Below are 18068 nucleotides of genomic sequence, written 5' to 3' on the forward strand. Positions count from 1 at the left end.
GAGATAACGGATTAGAAAAATGAACGTAAAACCGGCAACAGCGAAAATCAGTTCGCTTGCCCTAAAACATAATTTACAAGTTATTAAAGAAAAAGCACCACACAGCAAAATTATTGCCGTGGTAAAAGCAAACGCATATGGTCACGGTGTGGTGTTTGTCTCATCCGCTTTAGAAAGCATGGTGGATTGTTTTGCTGTAGCACGTTTGGAAGAGGCGTTATCTTTACGCTCCAACGGTATTATTAAACCGATCTTATTGCTAGAAGGCTTTTTTGATGAAAAAGATCTGCCTATTATTGCAGTAAATAATATTGAGACGGTGGTTCATAACCGTGAACAGCTTGAAGCATTAAAACGAGCTGTAGTACCAAGTCCAATTAAAGTCTGGTTAAAAATTGATACCGGCATGCACCGTTTAGGTGTGTCGCTTGATGAAGTGGATTATTTTTACCAAGAGCTGAAAAAACTTCCTCAAATTCAACCGCACTTAGGTTTTGTGAGTCATTTTAGCCGTGCTGATGAGTTAGATTCAGATTACACTCAAGTTCAGTTAGATCGTTTTCTTCAAGCCATAAAAAATAAAGAGGGAGAGCGAACCATTGCCGCATCAGGTGGGATTCTATTCTGGCCAGAAGCGCATTTAGATTGTATTCGCCCAGGGATTATTATGTATGGTATTTCACCAACGGATACAGTTGGGGCTGAATTTGGTTTAACTCCTGTGATGAATTTAACGTCATCCTTGCTTGCTGTTCGCGAACAGAAAAAAGGTGAGCCTGTGGGCTATGGTGGCATTTGGACCAGTCCGAAAGATACTAAAATTGGTGTTGTCGCTATTGGATACGGTGATGGCTATCCGCGTGATGTGCCAGAAGGTACGCCAGTTTATTTAAATGGTCGTATTGTTCCTATTGTTGGTCGTGTATCAATGGATATGCTGACGGTAGATTTAGGTGCAGATAGCCAAGATAAAGTCGGTGATGAAGTGATCTTATGGGGTAAGGAATTACCAATTGAAACGGTAGCTAAATACAGTGGTATTTTAAGCTATGAATTGATTACAAAATTGACCCCTCGTGTTATAACAGAATATGTCGATTAATTGTTTTTGCAAGAAAGCAAAAATGTAAAGAATTCAATTTTTAAAAGGAAATATTCATGAAAAACATCAACCCAACCAATACACAAGCTTGGAAAGCACTTGAAGCTCATCAATCTCAGCTGGCTAATACCACGATTGCTGATTTGTTCAAACAAGAACAAAATCGTTTTAACGATTATTCTTTAAATTTTGAAAATCAAATCTTAGTGGATTTTTCAAAAAATAAAATTAATCAAGAAACCCTCAAATTACTTCGTCAATTAGCCAAAGAGTCTGCATTAGATGGAGCGATTAATGCTATGTTTACAGGTGAGAAAATTAATCGTACAGAAAATCGAGCCGTATTACATACCGCACTTCGTAACCGTTCAAATACACCTGTCTATGTAGATGGCAAAGATGTGATGCCAGAAGTGAATGCAGTATTAGCGAAAATGAGCGCGTTCTGTGATCGTGTGATTTCAGGTGAGTGGAAAGGTTATACCGGAAAAGCGATTACTGATGTGGTGAATATTGGTATCGGTGGTTCAGACTTGGGGCCTTATATGGTGACTGAAGCGCTTCGTCCTTATAAAAATCACTTGAATATGCATTTCGTTTCAAACGTAGATGGTACACATATCGCTGAAACGTTGAAAAAAGTAAATCCTGAAACCACACTTTTCTTAGTCGCATCTAAAACCTTTACCACACAAGAAACTATGACCAATGCGAATTCTGCACGTGATTGGTTATTGGCGGCAGCGAAAGATAACAGCGCGGTGGCAAAACACTTTGCTGCACTTTCGACCAACGGTAAAGCGGTAGCAGAATTCGGTATTGATACAAACAATATGTTTGAGTTCTGGGATTGGGTTGGTGGCCGTTATTCTTTATGGTCTGCAATCGGTCTTTCAATCGCACTTTCAATCGGCTTTGATAATTTTGAAGCACTCTTAAGTGGTGCGCACGAAATGGATAAACATTTCCGTACCGCACCATTAGAAAAAAATATCCCAGCGACATTAGCGTTAGTAGGCTTATGGAATACCAATTTTCTTGGCGCACAAACTGAAGCAATTTTACCTTATGACCAATATTTACATCGTTTTGCGGCTTATTTCCAACAAGGCAATATGGAATCAAACGGTAAATATGTCGATCGTAATGGCGATGTTATCCGTGATTATCAAACTGGCCCAATTATTTGGGGGGAACCGGGTACAAATGGTCAGCATGCGTTCTATCAATTGATTCACCAAGGTACGATGTTAATTCCTTGTGATTTTATCGCGCCGGCACAAAGTCATAACCCATTAGGTGATCATCACAGCAAATTGTTATCAAACTTCTTTGCACAAACTGAAGCACTTGCTTTTGGTAAAACCAAGGAAGAAGTTGAAGCAGAGTTTGTGAAAGCCGGTAAATCGTTGGATGAGGTAAAAGACATTGTGCCATTTAAAGTCTTTACAGGTAACAAACCGACCAACTCTATTTTAGTGCAGAAAATTACACCATTTGTTCTTGGCGCATTAATTGCAATGTACGAACACAAGATTTTTGCACAAGGTGTGATTTTCAATATTTTTAGTTTCGACCAATGGGGCGTGGAATTAGGTAAACAATTAGCAAACCGAATTCTTCCTGAATTGGCAGACAAAGAGAACGTTTCAAGCCATGATAGCTCAACAAATGGATTGATTAACCAATTCAAAGCATGGCGATAAGATAATGGAAAGCAAAAGAGCGGTCAAAATTGACCGCTCTTTTTTATTTTAATCAAACTGATTTGACTTTCCACATACAGGTTACACTGATAAAAATTAGTGCCACAGCGACATAAAAAACAGAGTTGTAATGCCAGATTTCCGCAATAATGCCCGCAATAGGTCCTCCGATAATCCAACTGCTTTTTGCTGCATTACTAAATAGCGTAGTGGCTGTGCCCATTTTAGTCGGCATTAAGTCTTGGAAATACACCATGCCAATCGTAGCAGTAATACCGATAAAAATTGCATTAAGCATTTGTAATCCGATAAGCTGCCAAGTTTGCTCAGCGAATAATAAACTTGAATAGAAGGCGAGACCTGAAACTAAAGCAATCATCATCAAGCGTTTTTTACTGAAATATTTGGTGAGATAGCCCGCAAAAATCATCACAGGAATTTCCAATCCCGCAGCTGTCCCCATTAATGTTCCCGCCAGTTCTTTGTTTAAATGTAATTCATTAATTACAAATAATGGCATATTAATGAGATACATGCTGTTACAGGTCCAAAGTAATAGGTTAGCGATGAACAAGTAAATCACACTTTTTCTTGGTGGCATATTGTCTAAAATCTCTTGATTTTTGACCGCACTTTGACGAGGAATTTTCGGCAATAATTTGCTGACACCTGCACACAGTAAAAAGGCAGAACCTGCCACCAAATACATATAATCAAAGCCCCAGTTTAGCGCAATGAAAAAGGAAAGTGGCGGCCCCACAATCCAAGCCAATGAGATTTGAGTTCGCATAATTGTGGTGAACATCACCGCTTCACGATGGCTGCTTTCAGCATATTCTCGCGCTAAAGCAAAAGATTGCGGATTAGCGGATGAGCCCAGTCCTAACAATGTTGTACCGATAATAATTAACACATAATAATTTCGGCTATAAGCAAAAATCAGGCATCCAAGCACAGCAATTAAACAGCAAACAATCATCACTTTGCGACGGTCATCTTGCTTATCAGAATATTTCGCGAGAATTTGGCTTAAGATAATGCCAATAATGGCATTAACTGAATAGAACAAGCCCACAAAAAAAGGTGAAACTTGAATCTCTTGAGAGAGATATAAACTCAAGGTCGGCGTTTGAAACGCAGATGCAATCCCCGTTAAAAAGGCGATCAATAGAAAATTGAAGGCTACAAGATTAGATGGTGTTGCATTTTGTTGTTGAACAAACATAGTCATTACTTAATAAAAGAACATAGTTGGAAATAAAAGTGCGGTTAATTTTAACCGCACTTGAGTTGATTATTTGTCATATTGAATAGCCGGTAAATAACCGATCGTTAAATCTAACGGACGGTTGCTGGCTATTGTATTCTCTCTGTTCTCAATAAAAAATCTTGATGTCATGGCTTTTTCACCATGATTAAAGAAAATTTCAATAATTGAGCAATCAAAGAAAATTTCAACAGTCTGTAGATTTTCAATTTCGCAGAAGCGTTTGGTATCGAATTTCTCCATTAATTCTGTTTGTTCGCTTTGACTGCGATCTAAGCAAACTACGCCGTTTTCATAAGAAAGGCGCAAGGATTGGCCTTTGTCATTTTGGAAGAAGGTTAAGTCAAAGGCTTGGTTATTTGTCTCAAATTTAAGATAGGCACGATCTAAATTGGCAATATCCGCTTGTTTATCAAGATGAAGCGCTGAAAGTGCGGTCAGATTTTCGTATATTTTAGCAATCGGACGCTGATAAATTTTCGTCCCTTCTAAGCGTAATTCTCTTGGCAAGGTTAAAGCTGAATGCCATTTAAATTTGTCTGTTGGATAGGTTAAATCTGGCAAACCAATCCAACCGAAAAGCACCGCATGAGTTTGGTTATCTAAGCCAGCAAATGTTTGTGGGGCATAGAAATCAAAGCCCTGATCTAATTCGCTAATATATTCTGCTTCAAAGGTTAAATCCGTTAATTTACCCACAGCATAAGTCGCATGATAATTATTTTGGAATTGATGCGCTTCCCGATCTTTACCTTGTGGCGACCAAATAAAGACATCTTTATCACCGAGTTTCAATAGGTCAGGGCATTCCCACATAAACACGTTTTTATTGTCAAAAGCAGGTAAGGAAAGCTCACCTAATAAACGAGGCGTATCTTCAAGATTGTCCATTTCAAAAATAATGGCTGTTCCTGTGAGGTTTTCTCGCTGTGCACCGCAGATAAAACGGATTTTTCCGTCTTCAGTAAAATACGGTTTAGGATCGCGAACATGCTCAGTATAACCTTCTGGTGCATTTTCAATTAATGGACGTTTGCTAAGCAATCTCCCATTAAGATTGAAAATTGCTAAATTTTGATAAGGCACGCGTTGATTATCACTTGGTCGACGAGTATTGCCGGTATAGAACATGGCCAATTTGTCACCAACTTTTAAAGCGCCACCAGAATAACAGCCGTGAGACTCAAAAAGCTCGCAAGGAATCAGATCATCTGCTGATTGATAATGTTGGAAGTCTTTCGTGATTAAATGCTTCCAATGTTTCATCCCGTGAATTGCATCGAATGGAAACCATTGGTAGAACAGATGATACTTTTCACCATCAAAGATCAAACCATTGGGATCATTCATTAAGCCGGTTGGTGGGGCAATATGAAAGTGCGGTCGAAAATCGTTGTCTTTTTGCACGGTTTCAGCAATTTCTGCGAGCTCGCCTTTTTCTGCGGCTAGGATGCTTTTGTATTTGCCATTATTGAAAATAATCATCGTGATCGTGCCTCGTTAATGTGATTGGGTCAAAAGGTGCAATAATTTGCACCTTTGCTCCTTAGTTGGCTAGGAAGGCTGCTAATTGTGCTTTATTGGGTAGCGCAGACATCGCCCCTTTTGCTGTTGTAGCAAGGGCTCCACATGCATTGGCTTGACGGATAATTTGCACAAGCACATCATTTTCCTTCCAGTTTGGATGCTGTGAAAGTCCAGCAAGCAGACCACCAACGAAGGCATCGCCTGCACCCGTTGTATCAACCGGCTGTAAGGCTTTGCCTGAAATTACATCTTTCTTACCTTCTAAGTGATAGAGTGCGCCATCTTTACCCAAAGTCACAATAATTAATTTTTCAGGATAAAGTGCGGTCACTTTTTCAAAAGCTTTTTCAAGGCTGTCAGTATTAGTCAAAAGCGTTAATTCTTCTTCAGAGAATTTTAATACGTCAGCCAACGCAACCGCTTCCATGACCACGGTTTTCATTTCTTCTAAGCTAGGCCAAAGTGATTCACGTAAATTAGGGTCAAAAGAGAAGAAACCGCCAGCAGCTTTAATGCGACGAATCGCTTCGAAAGTCGCTTCGCGAGATGGATTATTGATCAGCGCAATAGAGCAGCAATGTAGCCATTCACCTTGTTGGAAAGGCGGTAAATCGCTAGCTTGTAAGAACTGATCCGCACTTGGGTTTACCATAAAGGTAAAACTGCGTTCGCCATTATCTAAGCCAACCACAACCGTAGAGGTTCGATGTTGCGGATCTAAAATCATATGTTGTGTATTCACATTTTCCGCATTTAGGGTGTCTTGCATAAATTGGCCAAGGGGATCGTTACCTACGCGACCAATAAAGGCACTCTGGCTGCCTAAACGTGCTACGCCAACAGCCACATTTGCAGGCGCACCACCGGCGCAGCGTAAATAATGATTTTCACCGTCAGGAATAAGATCGACAACCGCATCGCCGGTTACCCAGATTTTTTGGCTCATATTATTTTCCCTCTATTGTGGATATCAGTTAAAAAATAACCGCACTTAAAAAGAGCGGTCATTTTCATAGGTGTTTTATGCGATGGTTACGCGTGCAAACTTACGTTTACCGACTTGGTAAACATTTGTGCCTTTTGGCGCATTGGCTTTCATGTCTTCGACTTTTTCGCCATTGATTTTCACACCACCTTGCTTCGCTGAGCGAATCGCTTCAGAAGTAGAAGGAGCCAATCCCGCTTCTTTTAATAAGGTTGCTAAACCAATTTCGCCTTCAAAGGTGAATTCAGGCATTTCATCCGGCATTGCACCTTTTTGGAAACGGTTAATAAATTCTTGCTCAGCCGCCTCTGCAGCCGCTTCATCATGGAAACGTGCAATGATTTCTTTGGCTAATAAAATCTTCACATCACGTGGGTTTTTACCATTTGCTACTTCTGCTTTTAATTCAGCAATTTCAGTGAGTGGACGGAAAGAAAGTAAGTTATACCAATCCCACATTAATTCATCCGAGATCGACATGATTTTACCGAACATATCACTTGGTGCATCTGTTACGCCGATATAGTTGCCTAATGATTTAGACATTTTCTTCTCACCGTCTAAACCAACAAGTAATGGAAGCGTAATCGCTACTTGTGGTTTCTGACCAGCTGATTTTTGTAACTCGCGACCAACAAGTAAGTTAAATTTTTGGTCTGTACCACCAAGTTCCACGTCTGCTTCTAAAGCAACAGAGTCATACCCTTGTAATAAAGGATAAATAAATTCGTGAATTGCGATAGGTTGATTGTTACCAAAACGTTTTTTGAAGTCATCACGTTCTAGCATACGCGCTACGGTGTAGTTACTTGCTAAACGGATCATTCCTTCAGTACCCAATTTACCCAACCATTCAGAGTTGAATACGATTTTCGTTTTTTGTGGGTCTAGAATTTTGTAAATCTGTTCTTTATAGGTTTCCGCATTGCGAAGTACATCTTCGCGGCTAAGCGGTGGGCGAGTGGTATTTTTACCAGATGGATCACCGACCATCCCCGTGAAATCACCAATTAAGAAATAGACTTCGTGGCCTAATTGTTGGAATTGACGAAGTTTGTTTAATACCACGGTATGCCCTAAGTGAATATCTGGAGCAGTAGGGTCTGCACCAAGTTTAATTTTAAGTGGGCGATTTTCTTTTAGTTTTTCGATTAAATCCGCTTCAGAAAGAATCTCATCAGTACCGCGTTTTAGTTCTGCGAGAACGGTATTAATATCAGTCATTCTATTTCCTAATGTTATTTTAATATTAAAGGCTACATTATAGAGAATATGGCTGAAATGAAAAGATTGAGATGAAAAAAAACGCCTATTTGTGGGGAAATAGGCGTGAAGTTGGAGTGATTATCTGTTTGTTTTTGGAATGCCTAGATGATAACTATTATCAAGTACCTTGTCAACAACAAAATGAAAATAATTCGCAATTATTTTTTTAATCGATGTAAGGTACACTTTCTGTGAGAGAAAGTGCGGTCGGAATTCCATCTGAAATTTCAAATTTTCCCGCATAAGCATAAGCTTCAACGCCCTGAGATTTGGCGTCTTTTAAAAGGCGATCATATTCAGGATCTACAAACTCAGCGATTTTAAAACGATCGAAACCATCATGTAATCCAGCAAAGAGGACAACCGCTCGATGTCCTTGTTTTTTCATGGCTAAAAGCTCACGAACATGTTTTTGCCCACGAGTAGTCACCGCATCGGGAAACATTCCTAATGTACCTTTTACGAAGGTGATGGATTTCACTTCAACATAACAATCTGGTAAGTCCTCACCTTTAAGTAAGAAGTCGATACGGCTATTTTCTTCACCATATTTCACTTCAGGATAAATTTCATCATACATAGCGAGTTCTTTGATTTGTTTATTTTGCAAGGCTTCAAAGACTAGCTGGTTGGATCTGTGTGTGTTAATACAAACAAGCTGACCATTTGCTAATTGCGTTAATTCCCAACTGTGTGGATATTTGCGCGTTTGGCTATCAGAATGAGAATACCAAACGGTATCACCTTTTTCACCACAGCCAGTCATTGCACCAGTGTTTGCACAATGAATCGTGATCACTTCGCCATTTGGTAATTCAATATCAGTCAAAAAACGCTTATAGCGGCGAATTAATTTTGCAGATTGTAGGGTAGGGAGTTGCATGGTTGTTCCTTGTTAAAAGAAAGTGCGGTCAAATTTAATGATGAAATTGACCGCTCTTTGATCTGCCCCCAAAAAGTTGGACAGGTTAGTTAACTTAAATATTGAGCTCGGTATTGCACAGGGCTCAATCCTTTGAAAGCAAGTTTAATGCGTTTTTGGTTGTAATACACTAAATATTCTTCAATTTCAGCCTGTAATTCAGCAATTGAATGATAAGTCCGAGAGTAAAAACACTCTGATTTTAGTATCGCAAAAAAACTTTCAATCACCGCATTATCATAGCAATTTCCTCGGCGGCTCATACTTTGCACCGCTTTGTGATAAAGCGAAGGAGTGGAATATGATTGCATATAGATTTTTTACCTTAGAAAAGAGGGAGAAATAGTGTGTTTTAGCTCTTTATTATTGGTTATAACAATGAATTTCAGTCAATTTCTTTAAAAATTTTACAAAAATCTGTAAGAAATCGGATTATCCGCCGTCTAACCTTATGTAACGTTAATTTTCACATCATAAGGAAAAACAATGAAACTATCAAAAACATTTCTATTTATTACCGCACTTTGTTGTGCTACACCAACTTTAGCAATACAAAATTCAACATCATCTGGAGAACAAAAAATGGCAATGGAAAATACGCAAAATATTCGTGAAATTTATCTTGCTGGTGGCTGTTTTTGGGGTATGGAAGCATATATGGAGCGTATTCACGGCGTGAAAGATGCGATTTCTGGCTATGCCAATGGTAATACGGAGAAAACTAGTTATCAGATGATTGGGGTAACCGATCATGCAGAAACGGTAAAAGTCACTTACGATGCAAACCAAATTTCGTTAGATAAATTGCTTAAATATTATTTTAAAGTGATTGATCCAACCAGCGTAAATAAACAAGGTAACGATCGTGGTAGACAATATCGCACAGGGATTTATTATCAAGATGGGGCAGATAAAGCGGTGATCGAACAAGCACTCGCCCAGCTTCAAACCAAATATAAAAAACCAGTGCAAATTGAGGTGCAACCACTTAAAAATTACATCGTAGCAGAAGAATATCATCAAGATTATTTGAAGAAAAACCCAAATGGTTATTGCCATATTGATATTACCAAAGCTGATGAACCCGTGATTGACGAGAAAGATTATCCGAAACCGAGTGATGCAGAACTCAAAGCGAAATTGACACCGTTGCAATATTCCGTCACTCAAAATAAACATACTGAACGCTCTTTTAGTAATGAATATTGGGATAATTTCCAACCAGGTATTTATGTTGATGTCACCACAGGCGAGCCTGTTTTTTCTTCAAATGATAAATTTGAATCGGGTTGTGGCTGGCCGAGTTTTACGAAACCAATAGCGAAAGAGGTGGTGCATTATCAAACGGATAATAGTTTTAATATGCAACGTACCGAAGTGTTAAGTCGTGCGGGCAACGCCCATCTAGGACACGTTTTTGACGATGGTCCGAAAGATAAAGGTGGTTTGCGTTATTGCATTAACAGTGCATCAATTAAATTTATTCCGTTAGCCGAAATGGAAAAGGCAGGGTACGGATATTTGATTCAATCGATTAAAAACTAAGGAGAGGCACGATGTTAGATCAACAACTCCTTATTGGAACTGTATTTTTAGCGGGGCTTGCTTCTTTTCTGTCGCCTTGTATTTTCCCGATTATTCCAATTTATTTTGGTATTTTGAGTAAAGGTGGTAAAAAAGTCCTAAATACTTTTTTATTTATTTTAGGGCTTTCCCTTACATTTGTCAGTTTAGGCTTTAGTTTTGGCTTTTTAGGGAATATTTTATTTAGTAACACCACCCGCATTATCGCTGGCGTTATCGTGATTATTTTGGGCATTCATCAACTTGGCATTTTCAAAATTGGTTTGTTGGAACGCACGAAATTGGTTGAAATCAAAACATCAGGAAAATCGACCGCACTTGAGGCATTTGTGCTTGGTTTAACCTTTAGTCTTGGTTGGACACCTTGTATTGGCCCGATTCTGGCTTCTGTGTTAGCGTTATCAGGCGATGAAGGTTCTGCACTTTATGGTGCATCAATGATGTTCATTTATGTCTTGGGGCTTGCAACTCCGTTTGTATTGTTTTCGTTCTTCTCTGACAGCTTGCTCAAACGTGCTAAAGGGTTAAATAAACACTTAGATAAATTTAAAATCGTTGGCGGTGTTTTAATTATCGTGATGGGCATTTTATTGATTACGAATAATTTTTCGTAAAGCATAATCTCAACAAAAGAAATCTATAAAAGGAAAAAGCAATGAAAAAACTACTATCAATATTTTTAATGGCATTCAGCCTAAACACTTTTGCACAAACCAATTTGTCGGATGTGCAACTCAAAGATTTAAACAATCAGCCAGTTACTTTAAGCCAGTATAAAGGCAAACCTGTGTATGTAAAAATGTGGGCATCTTGGTGTCCGATCTGTTTGGCAGGATTAGCTGAAATTGATGATTTAAGTGCGGAAAAAGATCGCAATTTTGAAGTGATTACCATTGTTTCGCCGGATCACAAAGGCGAAAAAGGCACTGCTGATTTTATTGAGTGGTACAAAGGGCTAGAATATAAAAATATTAAAGTCTTGCTAGATGAAAATGGTGAAATTATTGATCGTGTTCATGTTCGAGGTTATCCGTTTAATCTATTTTTAGATGCTGATTTAAATGTGAAGAAGACGGTGCCAGGGCATTTAGGAGCTGAACAAATCCGAGTGTTTGTTGAAAAATAACGATGACAAGCGGCTTATTTTTAAGCCGCTTTTACTATTTTTGTGATTTTAGCCATCCCAACGCGCCTAATTCTGCTGCTTCCGCTGCACCAATAGCTTGAGAAATCTGGGAAAACTCACTACCCACGCCAATCAAACGATTGTGCCAAACTCCATCATTACGCATCAACAACTTTGCTGACGTTCTACAAGCTGCAATGGACGCTCAAGGTCTCTCACTTGAACTATCGCCCTGAACATTGCCAGTTAACCCCGTGCAACATAACCGCGACAAAAAAATTTAGGTAAGCAATCTCCGCACGAGCCAAGGCGAGCTCTCGTTGTAACTTTTTAAACGCTTTAGGTGAAAAGTCTGTGGTTTTTGGAATTTCAATGCCTTTCTTTTTCATCTTTGGCTTCACTACTTTCGGTGTTTGAAGGTTTGTATAAGGCGATTTTACGCCATCAAGCCCTCTTTCCCGAAATGCTTTTAGCCAATAAATGACGAGCGCATGGGAAATTTGATGAAGTTTAGCCACCTCACGGATACCATAATCCTGTTCGGTGACGAGTTTGATAATTTTCAAACGAAATTGATAAGAGTAGGACATAATCTGCATCTCAAATTAGATGTCCAGGTTTTGGGGGTAGATCACTTTTACCTTCTTAAATTTAAAAATTAAAACAAATTCTTGATTTACCATTGACTTTTTGACCTATAGTCCTTACTTTACGTATTGATGTTTCATCAACTTTATTCTTTGTAAAATAAGGAGCTTTTATGCAATCTCGCATTGTTGTTAATTCACAGGAAGAATCACTACTGAGCACACATAAAGTGCTACGTAATACCTATTTCTTATTGGGATTAACGATGGCATTTTCGGCAGTTGTTGCTTATATCTCTATGAGCTTAAATTTGCCTTATCCTAACCTTATCGTGTTACTTGTGGGTTTCTACGGTTTACTTTTCGTGACAAACCGCTTAGCAAATAGTGCATGGGGAATCTTAGCTGCATTCGCGTTTACTGGGTTTATGGGTTATACCATCGGGCCAATTTTAAACATGTATGTGGCGAGAGGAATGGAAGATTTAATTATGCTTGCATTCGCAGGTACAGCAATCGTCTTCTTTGCGTGTTCAGCTTATGTGCTCACTACGAAGAAAGATATGTCTTTCCTTTCTACCGCAATTTTCTCATTATTTATCGTGTTATTGTTAGGGATTGTGGCAAGCTTCTTCTTCCAAATTCCGGTACTAGCGGTAGGGATCAGTGCATTGTTTGTGGTGTTCTCAACAATGACAATCCTTTATGAAACCAGCAATATTATTCACGGTGGCGAAACAAACTACATTCGTGCAACTGTGAATATTTATGTATCAATTTACAACTTATTCATTAGCTTATTAAGATTACTTTCTATCTTCTCAAGCGATGACTAGTCAGTATTAAATTTAAAGACGCTCCTTATTAGGGGCGTTTTTTGTTTTGAACTAATTTTCTGAAGAGAAGTCTTAGCATACAGGTTCGCTCGTGGAACCTATCAATAATAAAACAGGAGTTTTTATGAAATCTTTAAAATCACTTTTAACATTAACATCACTCGCATTAGCGGTATCAGGTTCTGCATTAGCAACGAATACTTCCGTATTGCCAACAAAAGAAGATGTTGTAACCAATTCAAAATCAATGGTTGAAAGCGCAAAAGCTGATATGAAAAATGCAGCAAATGATAAGCTTAAATCAATGACAGATAGTGCAAGTTCAACAAAATCAACTGCATTAGATAAAGTAAAAGAGGCTAAAGAAAAAGCGACATCTGCAAAAGATGCAATGAAAGATAAAGCAACTTCTGCAAAAGATGCGGTAAAAGAGAAAGCATCAGCTTTAAAAGAAAAAGCGACTGAGAGTAATCAACCCTCAATTAAAGATAAAGCTACTGAAAAATTAAATTCAGTCAAAGAGAGTGCAAAAGAGAAAGTGTCTGATGCAAAAACAAAAGCAGCAGATAAAGTAAAAGAAGTGAAAGAAAAAGCGGCTTCTACAAAAGATGCAGCCAAAGAGAAAGTTGCTTCTTCTGCAAAAGTGAACGTTAATAAAGCGGATGCTGAAACCTTACAAAAACTTTCTGGTATCGGTGAGAAAAAAGCACAAGCGATCATTGATTACCGTAACAAAGTGGGTAAAATCAAAAGTGCTGCCGAGCTTTCAAATATTGATGGTATCGGTGAAGCCACAATTGAGAAAATCACACCATTCTTAAGTTTCTAAGAAAACATAGATAAAACAGACCGCACTTTATGTGCGGTTTTTTTATTGAAGTAGATCACAAAATTGTAACAAAGTGTGATTTGGAGGATTATTTCTTTTTTTATCCTATGTATAATGGGCGGACAACATCATGTAATACAAGGGGTAGATATGCAGCATTATAATGCCTTTGATGAATGGTTGGCTTCAACTGCTTTAGGTGGGGCGAATCAATCGTATATTGAAGAGTTATACGAAAGTTATTTAGAAGATCCATCGTCAGTTGATGAAAGCTGGCGTGCCACATTTGATGCATTGCCAAAAACAACCGCCGCAGAGCAACCACATTCACCAGTGCGTGATTATTTCCGTCGTTTAGCAAGAGAAAATACAACAGAAGCCGTGACGGTTATCGATCCAGAAGCCAGTGCAAAATTAGTCAAAGTCCTCCAATTTATCAATGCTTATCGCTTCCGTGGTCATTTAGAAGCGAAACTAGACCCAATCAATTATTATCGTTGGAAAGTTTCCAGCGTACCTGAGTTGGATTACCGTTATCACGGTTTTACCGAGCAGGATCTCAATGAAACCTTCAATATTAATCACTACGTTTATCATCGAGATAACATCAAATTAGGTGATTTAGCTAAAATGCTGAAAGAGACCTATTGTGGTTCAATTGGTCTTGAGTTTATGCATGTTCAAGATATGGAGCAGAAAAGTTGGCTACAAAGCAAATTAGAAAGCCAATTAAATAAACCGCTCTTTACTAAAGAAGAAAAAATTAATTTATTAAGTGAATTGACTGCTGCTGATGGCTTAGAACGTTATCTTGGTGCGAAATTCCCGGGTGCAAAACGTTTCTCTTTAGAGGGAAGTGATGCCTTTATTCCATTGATGAAAGAAATTATTCGTCATGCGAGCAAACAAGGTGTACAAGATGTCATGTTTGGTATGGCACACCGTGGCCGTTTAAATATGTTAGTGAATGTGCTTGGTAAGAAACCCGAAGATCTTTTCGATGAGTTTGCGGGTAAACATTCAGGCGAGCGTACAGGTGACGTGAAATACCACCAAGGTTTCTCTTCTGACTTTGCGGTTGGTGATCGTCGCGTGCATTTAACCCTTGCATTTAACCCTTCACACTTAGAAATTGTCAGCCCAGTAGTGATTGGGGCGGTACGTTCTCGTCAAACCAAAAAGAATGATACAGAACGTAATCAAGTATTAGCCGTTACTGTTCATGGGGACTCCGCGGTTGCAGGACAAGGTGTTGTACAAGAAACCTTGAATATGTCTAATGCACGTGGTTATACCGTTGGTGGCACAATCCGTGTTGTGATCAATAACCAAATTGGTTTTACTACCTCTAACCCAAATGACACCCGTTCAACAGAATATTGTACTGATATCGCGAAAATGATTCAGGCACCGATTATTCATGTGAATGGTGATGATCCTGAAGCAGTGGCTTTTGCGGCGAGAATGGCGGTGGAATATCGTGATTTATTCAAACGCGATATCTTCATTGATCTGATTTCTTATCGTCGTCATGGTCATAATGAAGCGGATGAACCATTAGCCACTCAACCAATGATGTATAGCATCATTAAAAAACATCCAACGCCACGTAAAGTCTATGCAGATCGTTTAATTGCTGAAGGGGTGATTACCGAAGAAGAAGCCATTGAAATGATGAATCTCTATCGTGATGCTTTAGATAACGGCGATCGTGTAGTGAAAGAATGGCGAGAAATGGATATCGCCCAAATGGACTGGTTGCAATATCTCAACTATGACTGGACATCCCCTTACGAAAGTAAATTTCCACAAGAACGTTTCCAGACTTTAGCGGAGCGTGTCAGTGAATATCCAGAAACCTTGCGTGCTCATCCTCGTGTAGAAAAAATTTATGCTGATCGCCGTGAAATGGCAAAAGGCGAGAAATTGTTCGATTGGGGGATGGCGGAAACTATGGCATACGCAACCTTATTAGATGAAGGTGCTAATGTTCGTTTATCGGGTGAAGATGCGGGACGTGGTACGTTCTTCCATCGCCATGCGGTTGTGCATAACCAAAATGATGGTACAGGTTATGTGCCATTAACACATTTACATGCCAACCAAGGTCGTTTTGAGGTGTGGGATTCTGTATTATCCGAAGAAGCCGTATTGGCTTTTGAATATGGTTATGCAACAACAGATCCAAAAACATTAACCATTTGGGAAGCGCAATTTGGTGACTTTGCAAACGGTGCACAAATCGTGATTGACCAATTTATCAGTTCAGGCGAACAAAAATGGGGCAGAATGTGTGGCTTGGTGATGTTATTACCACATGGTTATGAAGGCCAAGGTCCAGAGCACTCATCAGCTCGTTTAGAACGTTATTTACAACTTTGTGCAGAACAGAATATGCAAGTGTGTATTCCATCTACACCAGCACAGGTTTACCACATGCTACGTCGTCAATCGATTCGTAAAATGCGTCGTCCATTAATTGGTATTTCACCAAAATCCTTATTACGTCATCCACTTGCCGTGTCAAGTTTAGATGAATTAGTAAATGGCACATTCCAAACAGTCATTGGTGAAATTGATAACATCGATCCAAAACAAGTTAAACGAGTCGTCCTATGCTCAGGTAAAGTGTATTACGATCTTTTGGAACAACGTCGTGCGAATAACCAAACAGATGTGGCGATTATTCGTATTGAGCAGCTTTATCCGTATCCACATGAAGATGTGAAGAAGGCGTTAGAGCCTTATGCTCATGTGACGGATTATGTATGGTGTCAAGAAGAGCCATTAAACCAAGGTGCTTGGTATTGTAGTAAGCATAACTTTGACAGCTCGCTTCCTGAGCATGTGAAGTTAAAATATGCAGGCCGTCCAGCATCTGCTTCACCAGCGGTAGGTTATATGTCTTTACACACCAAACAGCAAAAACAATTGGTAGAAGACACGCTGACACTGTAAAAGTGCGGTCGAAATTTCAGTAATTTTTAAAGAAAGAATAATTTAAAGGAAAATAAAATGACAATTGAAATTCTTGTTCCAGATTTACCGGAATCCGTTGCGGATGCAACTGTTGCAACATGGCATAAAAAAGTTGGTGAGACAGTAAAACGTGACGAAGTATTAGTAGAAATTGAAACAGATAAAGTGGTACTTGAAGTGCCGGCATTAAGCGATGGTGTGGTGGTTGAAATTCTTCAAGAAGAAGGTGCAACCGTAGTAAGTAAACAGCTTTTAGGTAAGCTTTCAACTCAACAAGCGGGCGATATTTCAACTGAAACAGTGAAAGACAATGAGCCAACACCAGCCGATCGTCAAAGAGCAGCCATTGAAAATAGTCACAATAATTCAGCTGATCAAGGTCCAGCTATTCGTCGTTTATTAGCTGAACACGATTTAGATGCAGAGAAAATTCAAGGCTCAGGTGTGGGAGGCCGTATTACCCGTGAAGATATTGCGCGTGAAGTGGCAAAACGTGATGCACAAAAAGCGAAACAAGATGTGGCGACAGAGCAGAATACCATTAGTACTGTGGCATATAGCTCTCGTTCAGAAAAACGCGTACCGATGACTCGTTTACGTAAACGTATTGCGGAACGTTTATTAGAAGCAAAAAATACCACCGCAATGCTCACTACATTCAATGAAGTGGATATGCAGCCGATTATGAAATTACGTAAAACATACGGCGAGAAATTTGAGAAACAGCATGGTGTACGTTTAGGCTTTATGTCTTTCTACATTAAAGCTGTGGTTGAAGCGTTAAAACGTTACCCTGAAGTGAATGCTTCAATTGACGGTGATGACATTGTGTATCACAACTATTTTGATATTAGCATTGCCGTTTCAACCCCGCGTGGTTTAGTGACACCAGTATTACGCAATTGTGACAAACTCAGCATGGCAGATATTGAGAAACAAATTAAATCACTCGCAGAAAAAGGCCGTGATGGTAAATTAACGGTTGAAGATTTAACAGGCGGTAACTTCACCATTACTAATGGTGGCGTATTTGGTTCTTTAATGTCTACACCAATTATCAATCCACCGCAAAGTGCAATTTTAGGCATGCATGCCATCAAAGAGCGCCCGGTTGCGGTAGATGGCCAAGTTGTGATTCGTCCGATGATGTATTTGGCATTATCTTATGACCACCGTTTAATTGATGGTCGTGAATCCGTCGGCTTCTTAGTAGCGATTAGAGACTTATTAGAAGATCCAACTCGTTTATTATTAGAAATTTAAATATATAGGCTTTTTCTCTTTTCAGGGAAAAAGCCTTTTTTATATTGAAGTGAATAAAAGGGCGGGAACAAGCCCGCCTTTCTATCATT

At 39.1% G+C, this 18068-nt stretch carries 16 protein-coding genes and 1 pseudogene; 9 read left to right on the forward strand and 8 right to left on the reverse strand.

What is annotated here, in order from left to right; translation table 11 throughout:
- Positions 1-19 precede the first annotated feature (19 nt).
- Complete coding sequence (alr, locus tag O3746_RS01290; protein ID WP_371447574.1) at positions 20-1102, forward strand: alanine racemase; 1083 nt, start codon at positions 20-22, stop codon at positions 1100-1102.
- Between the two features lie 56 nt (positions 1103-1158).
- Positions 1159-2808: a glucose-6-phosphate isomerase gene (pgi, locus tag O3746_RS01295; protein WP_371447575.1), complete on the forward strand. Its 1650-nt coding sequence runs from the start codon at positions 1159-1161 to the stop codon at positions 2806-2808.
- Positions 2809-2860: 52 nt separating this feature from the next.
- Here pgi and O3746_RS01300 read toward each other — a convergent pair whose 3' ends face one another.
- The 6 genes and pseudogenes from O3746_RS01300 to O3746_RS01325 all read right to left on the reverse strand — a co-directional run.
- On the reverse strand, positions 2861-4033 hold the full coding sequence (locus tag O3746_RS01300) for an MFS transporter (protein WP_371447577.1): 1173 nt from the start codon (positions 4031-4033) through the stop codon (positions 2861-2863).
- A gap of 69 nt (positions 4034-4102) precedes the next feature.
- Positions 4103-5560, reverse strand: a complete 1458-nt coding sequence (locus O3746_RS01305) for a glycoside hydrolase family 32 protein (protein WP_371447578.1) — start codon at positions 5558-5560, stop codon at positions 4103-4105.
- Positions 5561-5621: 61 nt separating this feature from the next.
- Positions 5622-6548: an aminoimidazole riboside kinase gene (locus tag O3746_RS01310; protein WP_371447580.1), complete on the reverse strand. Its 927-nt coding sequence runs from the start codon at positions 6546-6548 to the stop codon at positions 5622-5624.
- Positions 6549-6623: 75 nt separating this feature from the next.
- Entirely contained in the window at positions 6624-7811 is a 1188-nt protein-coding gene (gene tyrS / locus O3746_RS01315) for a tyrosine--tRNA ligase (RefSeq protein ID WP_371447582.1), read from the reverse strand.
- Between the two features lie 208 nt (positions 7812-8019).
- Positions 8020-8736 carry a DNA/RNA nuclease SfsA gene (gene sfsA, locus O3746_RS01320; protein ID WP_049384255.1) on the reverse strand — a complete coding sequence of 239 codons (717 nt, stop codon included), beginning with the start codon at positions 8734-8736 and terminating at the stop codon, positions 8020-8022.
- 89 nt (positions 8737-8825) lie between these two features.
- Positions 8826-9044: pseudogene (locus tag O3746_RS01325) on the reverse strand (IS3 family transposase); the annotation flags it as partial.
- 217 nt (positions 9045-9261) lie between these two features.
- On the opposite strand from O3746_RS01325, the gene msrAB reads away from it, so the two are divergent.
- From msrAB to O3746_RS01340, 3 genes are read left to right on the forward strand one after another with little or no spacing between them, the layout of a single operon-like run.
- Positions 9262-10320 carry a bifunctional peptide-methionine (S)-S-oxide reductase MsrA/peptide-methionine (R)-S-oxide reductase MsrB gene (gene msrAB, locus O3746_RS01330; protein ID WP_049372532.1) on the forward strand — a complete coding sequence of 353 codons (1059 nt, stop codon included), beginning with the start codon at positions 9262-9264 and terminating at the stop codon, positions 10318-10320.
- An 11-nt stretch (positions 10321-10331) separates the two neighbouring features.
- The gene (locus O3746_RS01335) at positions 10332-10973 is read left to right on the forward strand and encodes a cytochrome c biogenesis protein CcdA (RefSeq protein ID WP_049362973.1); all 642 of its coding nucleotides are present in this window, start codon (positions 10332-10334) and stop codon (positions 10971-10973) included.
- Positions 10974-11014: 41 nt separating this feature from the next.
- Positions 11015-11485, forward strand: a complete 471-nt coding sequence (locus O3746_RS01340; RefSeq protein ID WP_049372533.1) for a redoxin family protein — start codon at positions 11015-11017, stop codon at positions 11483-11485.
- A gap of 34 nt (positions 11486-11519) precedes the next feature.
- Here O3746_RS01340 and O3746_RS01345 read toward each other — a convergent pair whose 3' ends face one another.
- Positions 11520-11651, reverse strand: a complete 132-nt coding sequence (locus O3746_RS01345; protein WP_264462701.1) for a hypothetical protein — start codon at positions 11649-11651, stop codon at positions 11520-11522.
- 58 nt (positions 11652-11709) lie between these two features.
- On the reverse strand, positions 11710-12075 hold the full coding sequence (locus O3746_RS01350; RefSeq protein ID WP_049372534.1) for a transposase: 366 nt from the start codon (positions 12073-12075) through the stop codon (positions 11710-11712).
- 170 nt (positions 12076-12245) lie between these two features.
- Between O3746_RS01350 and O3746_RS01355 the strand changes: the two genes are divergently transcribed.
- From O3746_RS01355 to odhB, 4 genes are all read left to right on the forward strand, one after another.
- Positions 12246-12908 carry a Bax inhibitor-1/YccA family protein gene (locus O3746_RS01355; RefSeq protein WP_193451045.1) on the forward strand — a complete coding sequence of 221 codons (663 nt, stop codon included), beginning with the start codon at positions 12246-12248 and terminating at the stop codon, positions 12906-12908.
- A 124-nt stretch (positions 12909-13032) separates the two neighbouring features.
- A complete protein-coding gene (locus tag O3746_RS01360; protein WP_371447587.1) occupies positions 13033-13737 on the forward strand; it encodes a helix-hairpin-helix domain-containing protein in 705 nt (234 codons plus the stop codon).
- A gap of 150 nt (positions 13738-13887) precedes the next feature.
- Positions 13888-16695, forward strand: a complete 2808-nt coding sequence (gene sucA / locus O3746_RS01365; RefSeq protein ID WP_371447589.1) for a 2-oxoglutarate dehydrogenase E1 component — start codon at positions 13888-13890, stop codon at positions 16693-16695.
- A gap of 57 nt (positions 16696-16752) precedes the next feature.
- Positions 16753-17979 carry a 2-oxoglutarate dehydrogenase complex dihydrolipoyllysine-residue succinyltransferase gene (gene odhB, locus O3746_RS01370; protein WP_371447591.1) on the forward strand — a complete coding sequence of 409 codons (1227 nt, stop codon included), beginning with the start codon at positions 16753-16755 and terminating at the stop codon, positions 17977-17979.
- Positions 17980-18068 lie beyond the last annotated feature (89 nt).

Origin of the sequence: Haemophilus sp. 27098_8_127, assembly GCF_041433495.1 — a bacterium.
In the GTDB taxonomy this organism is placed as follows: domain Bacteria; phylum Pseudomonadota; class Gammaproteobacteria; order Enterobacterales; family Pasteurellaceae; genus Haemophilus_D.

What these genes read in the sequence shown, in the direction of transcription:
- alr (WP_371447574.1), top strand. Translation starts at nt 20, where the DNA reads ATGAACGTAAAACCGGCAACAGCGAAAATCAGTTCGCTTGCCCTAAAA.
- pgi (WP_371447575.1), top strand. Translation starts at nt 1,159, where the DNA reads ATGAAAAACATCAACCCAACCAATACACAAGCTTGGAAAGCACTTGAA.
- O3746_RS01300 (WP_371447577.1), bottom strand. Translation starts at nt 4,033, where the DNA reads ATGTTTGTTCAACAACAAAATGCAACACCATCTAATCTTGTAGCCTTC.
- O3746_RS01305 (WP_371447578.1), bottom strand. Translation starts at nt 5,560, where the DNA reads ATGATTATTTTCAATAATGGCAAATACAAAAGCATCCTAGCCGCAGAA.
- O3746_RS01310 (WP_371447580.1), bottom strand. Translation starts at nt 6,548, where the DNA reads ATGAGCCAAAAAATCTGGGTAACCGGCGATGCGGTTGTCGATCTTATT.
- tyrS (WP_371447582.1), bottom strand. Translation starts at nt 7,811, where the DNA reads ATGACTGATATTAATACCGTTCTCGCAGAACTAAAACGCGGTACTGAT.
- sfsA (WP_049384255.1), bottom strand. Translation starts at nt 8,736, where the DNA reads ATGCAACTCCCTACCCTACAATCTGCAAAATTAATTCGCCGCTATAAG.
- msrAB (WP_049372532.1), top strand. Translation starts at nt 9,262, where the DNA reads ATGAAACTATCAAAAACATTTCTATTTATTACCGCACTTTGTTGTGCT.
- O3746_RS01335 (WP_049362973.1), top strand. Translation starts at nt 10,332, where the DNA reads ATGTTAGATCAACAACTCCTTATTGGAACTGTATTTTTAGCGGGGCTT.
- O3746_RS01340 (WP_049372533.1), top strand. Translation starts at nt 11,015, where the DNA reads ATGAAAAAACTACTATCAATATTTTTAATGGCATTCAGCCTAAACACT.
- O3746_RS01345 (WP_264462701.1), bottom strand. Translation starts at nt 11,651, where the DNA reads ATGCGTAATGATGGAGTTTGGCACAATCGTTTGATTGGCGTGGGTAGT.
- O3746_RS01350 (WP_049372534.1), bottom strand. Translation starts at nt 12,075, where the DNA reads ATGTCCTACTCTTATCAATTTCGTTTGAAAATTATCAAACTCGTCACC.
- O3746_RS01355 (WP_193451045.1), top strand. Translation starts at nt 12,246, where the DNA reads ATGCAATCTCGCATTGTTGTTAATTCACAGGAAGAATCACTACTGAGC.
- O3746_RS01360 (WP_371447587.1), top strand. Translation starts at nt 13,033, where the DNA reads ATGAAATCTTTAAAATCACTTTTAACATTAACATCACTCGCATTAGCG.
- sucA (WP_371447589.1), top strand. Translation starts at nt 13,888, where the DNA reads ATGCAGCATTATAATGCCTTTGATGAATGGTTGGCTTCAACTGCTTTA.
- odhB (WP_371447591.1), top strand. Translation starts at nt 16,753, where the DNA reads ATGACAATTGAAATTCTTGTTCCAGATTTACCGGAATCCGTTGCGGAT.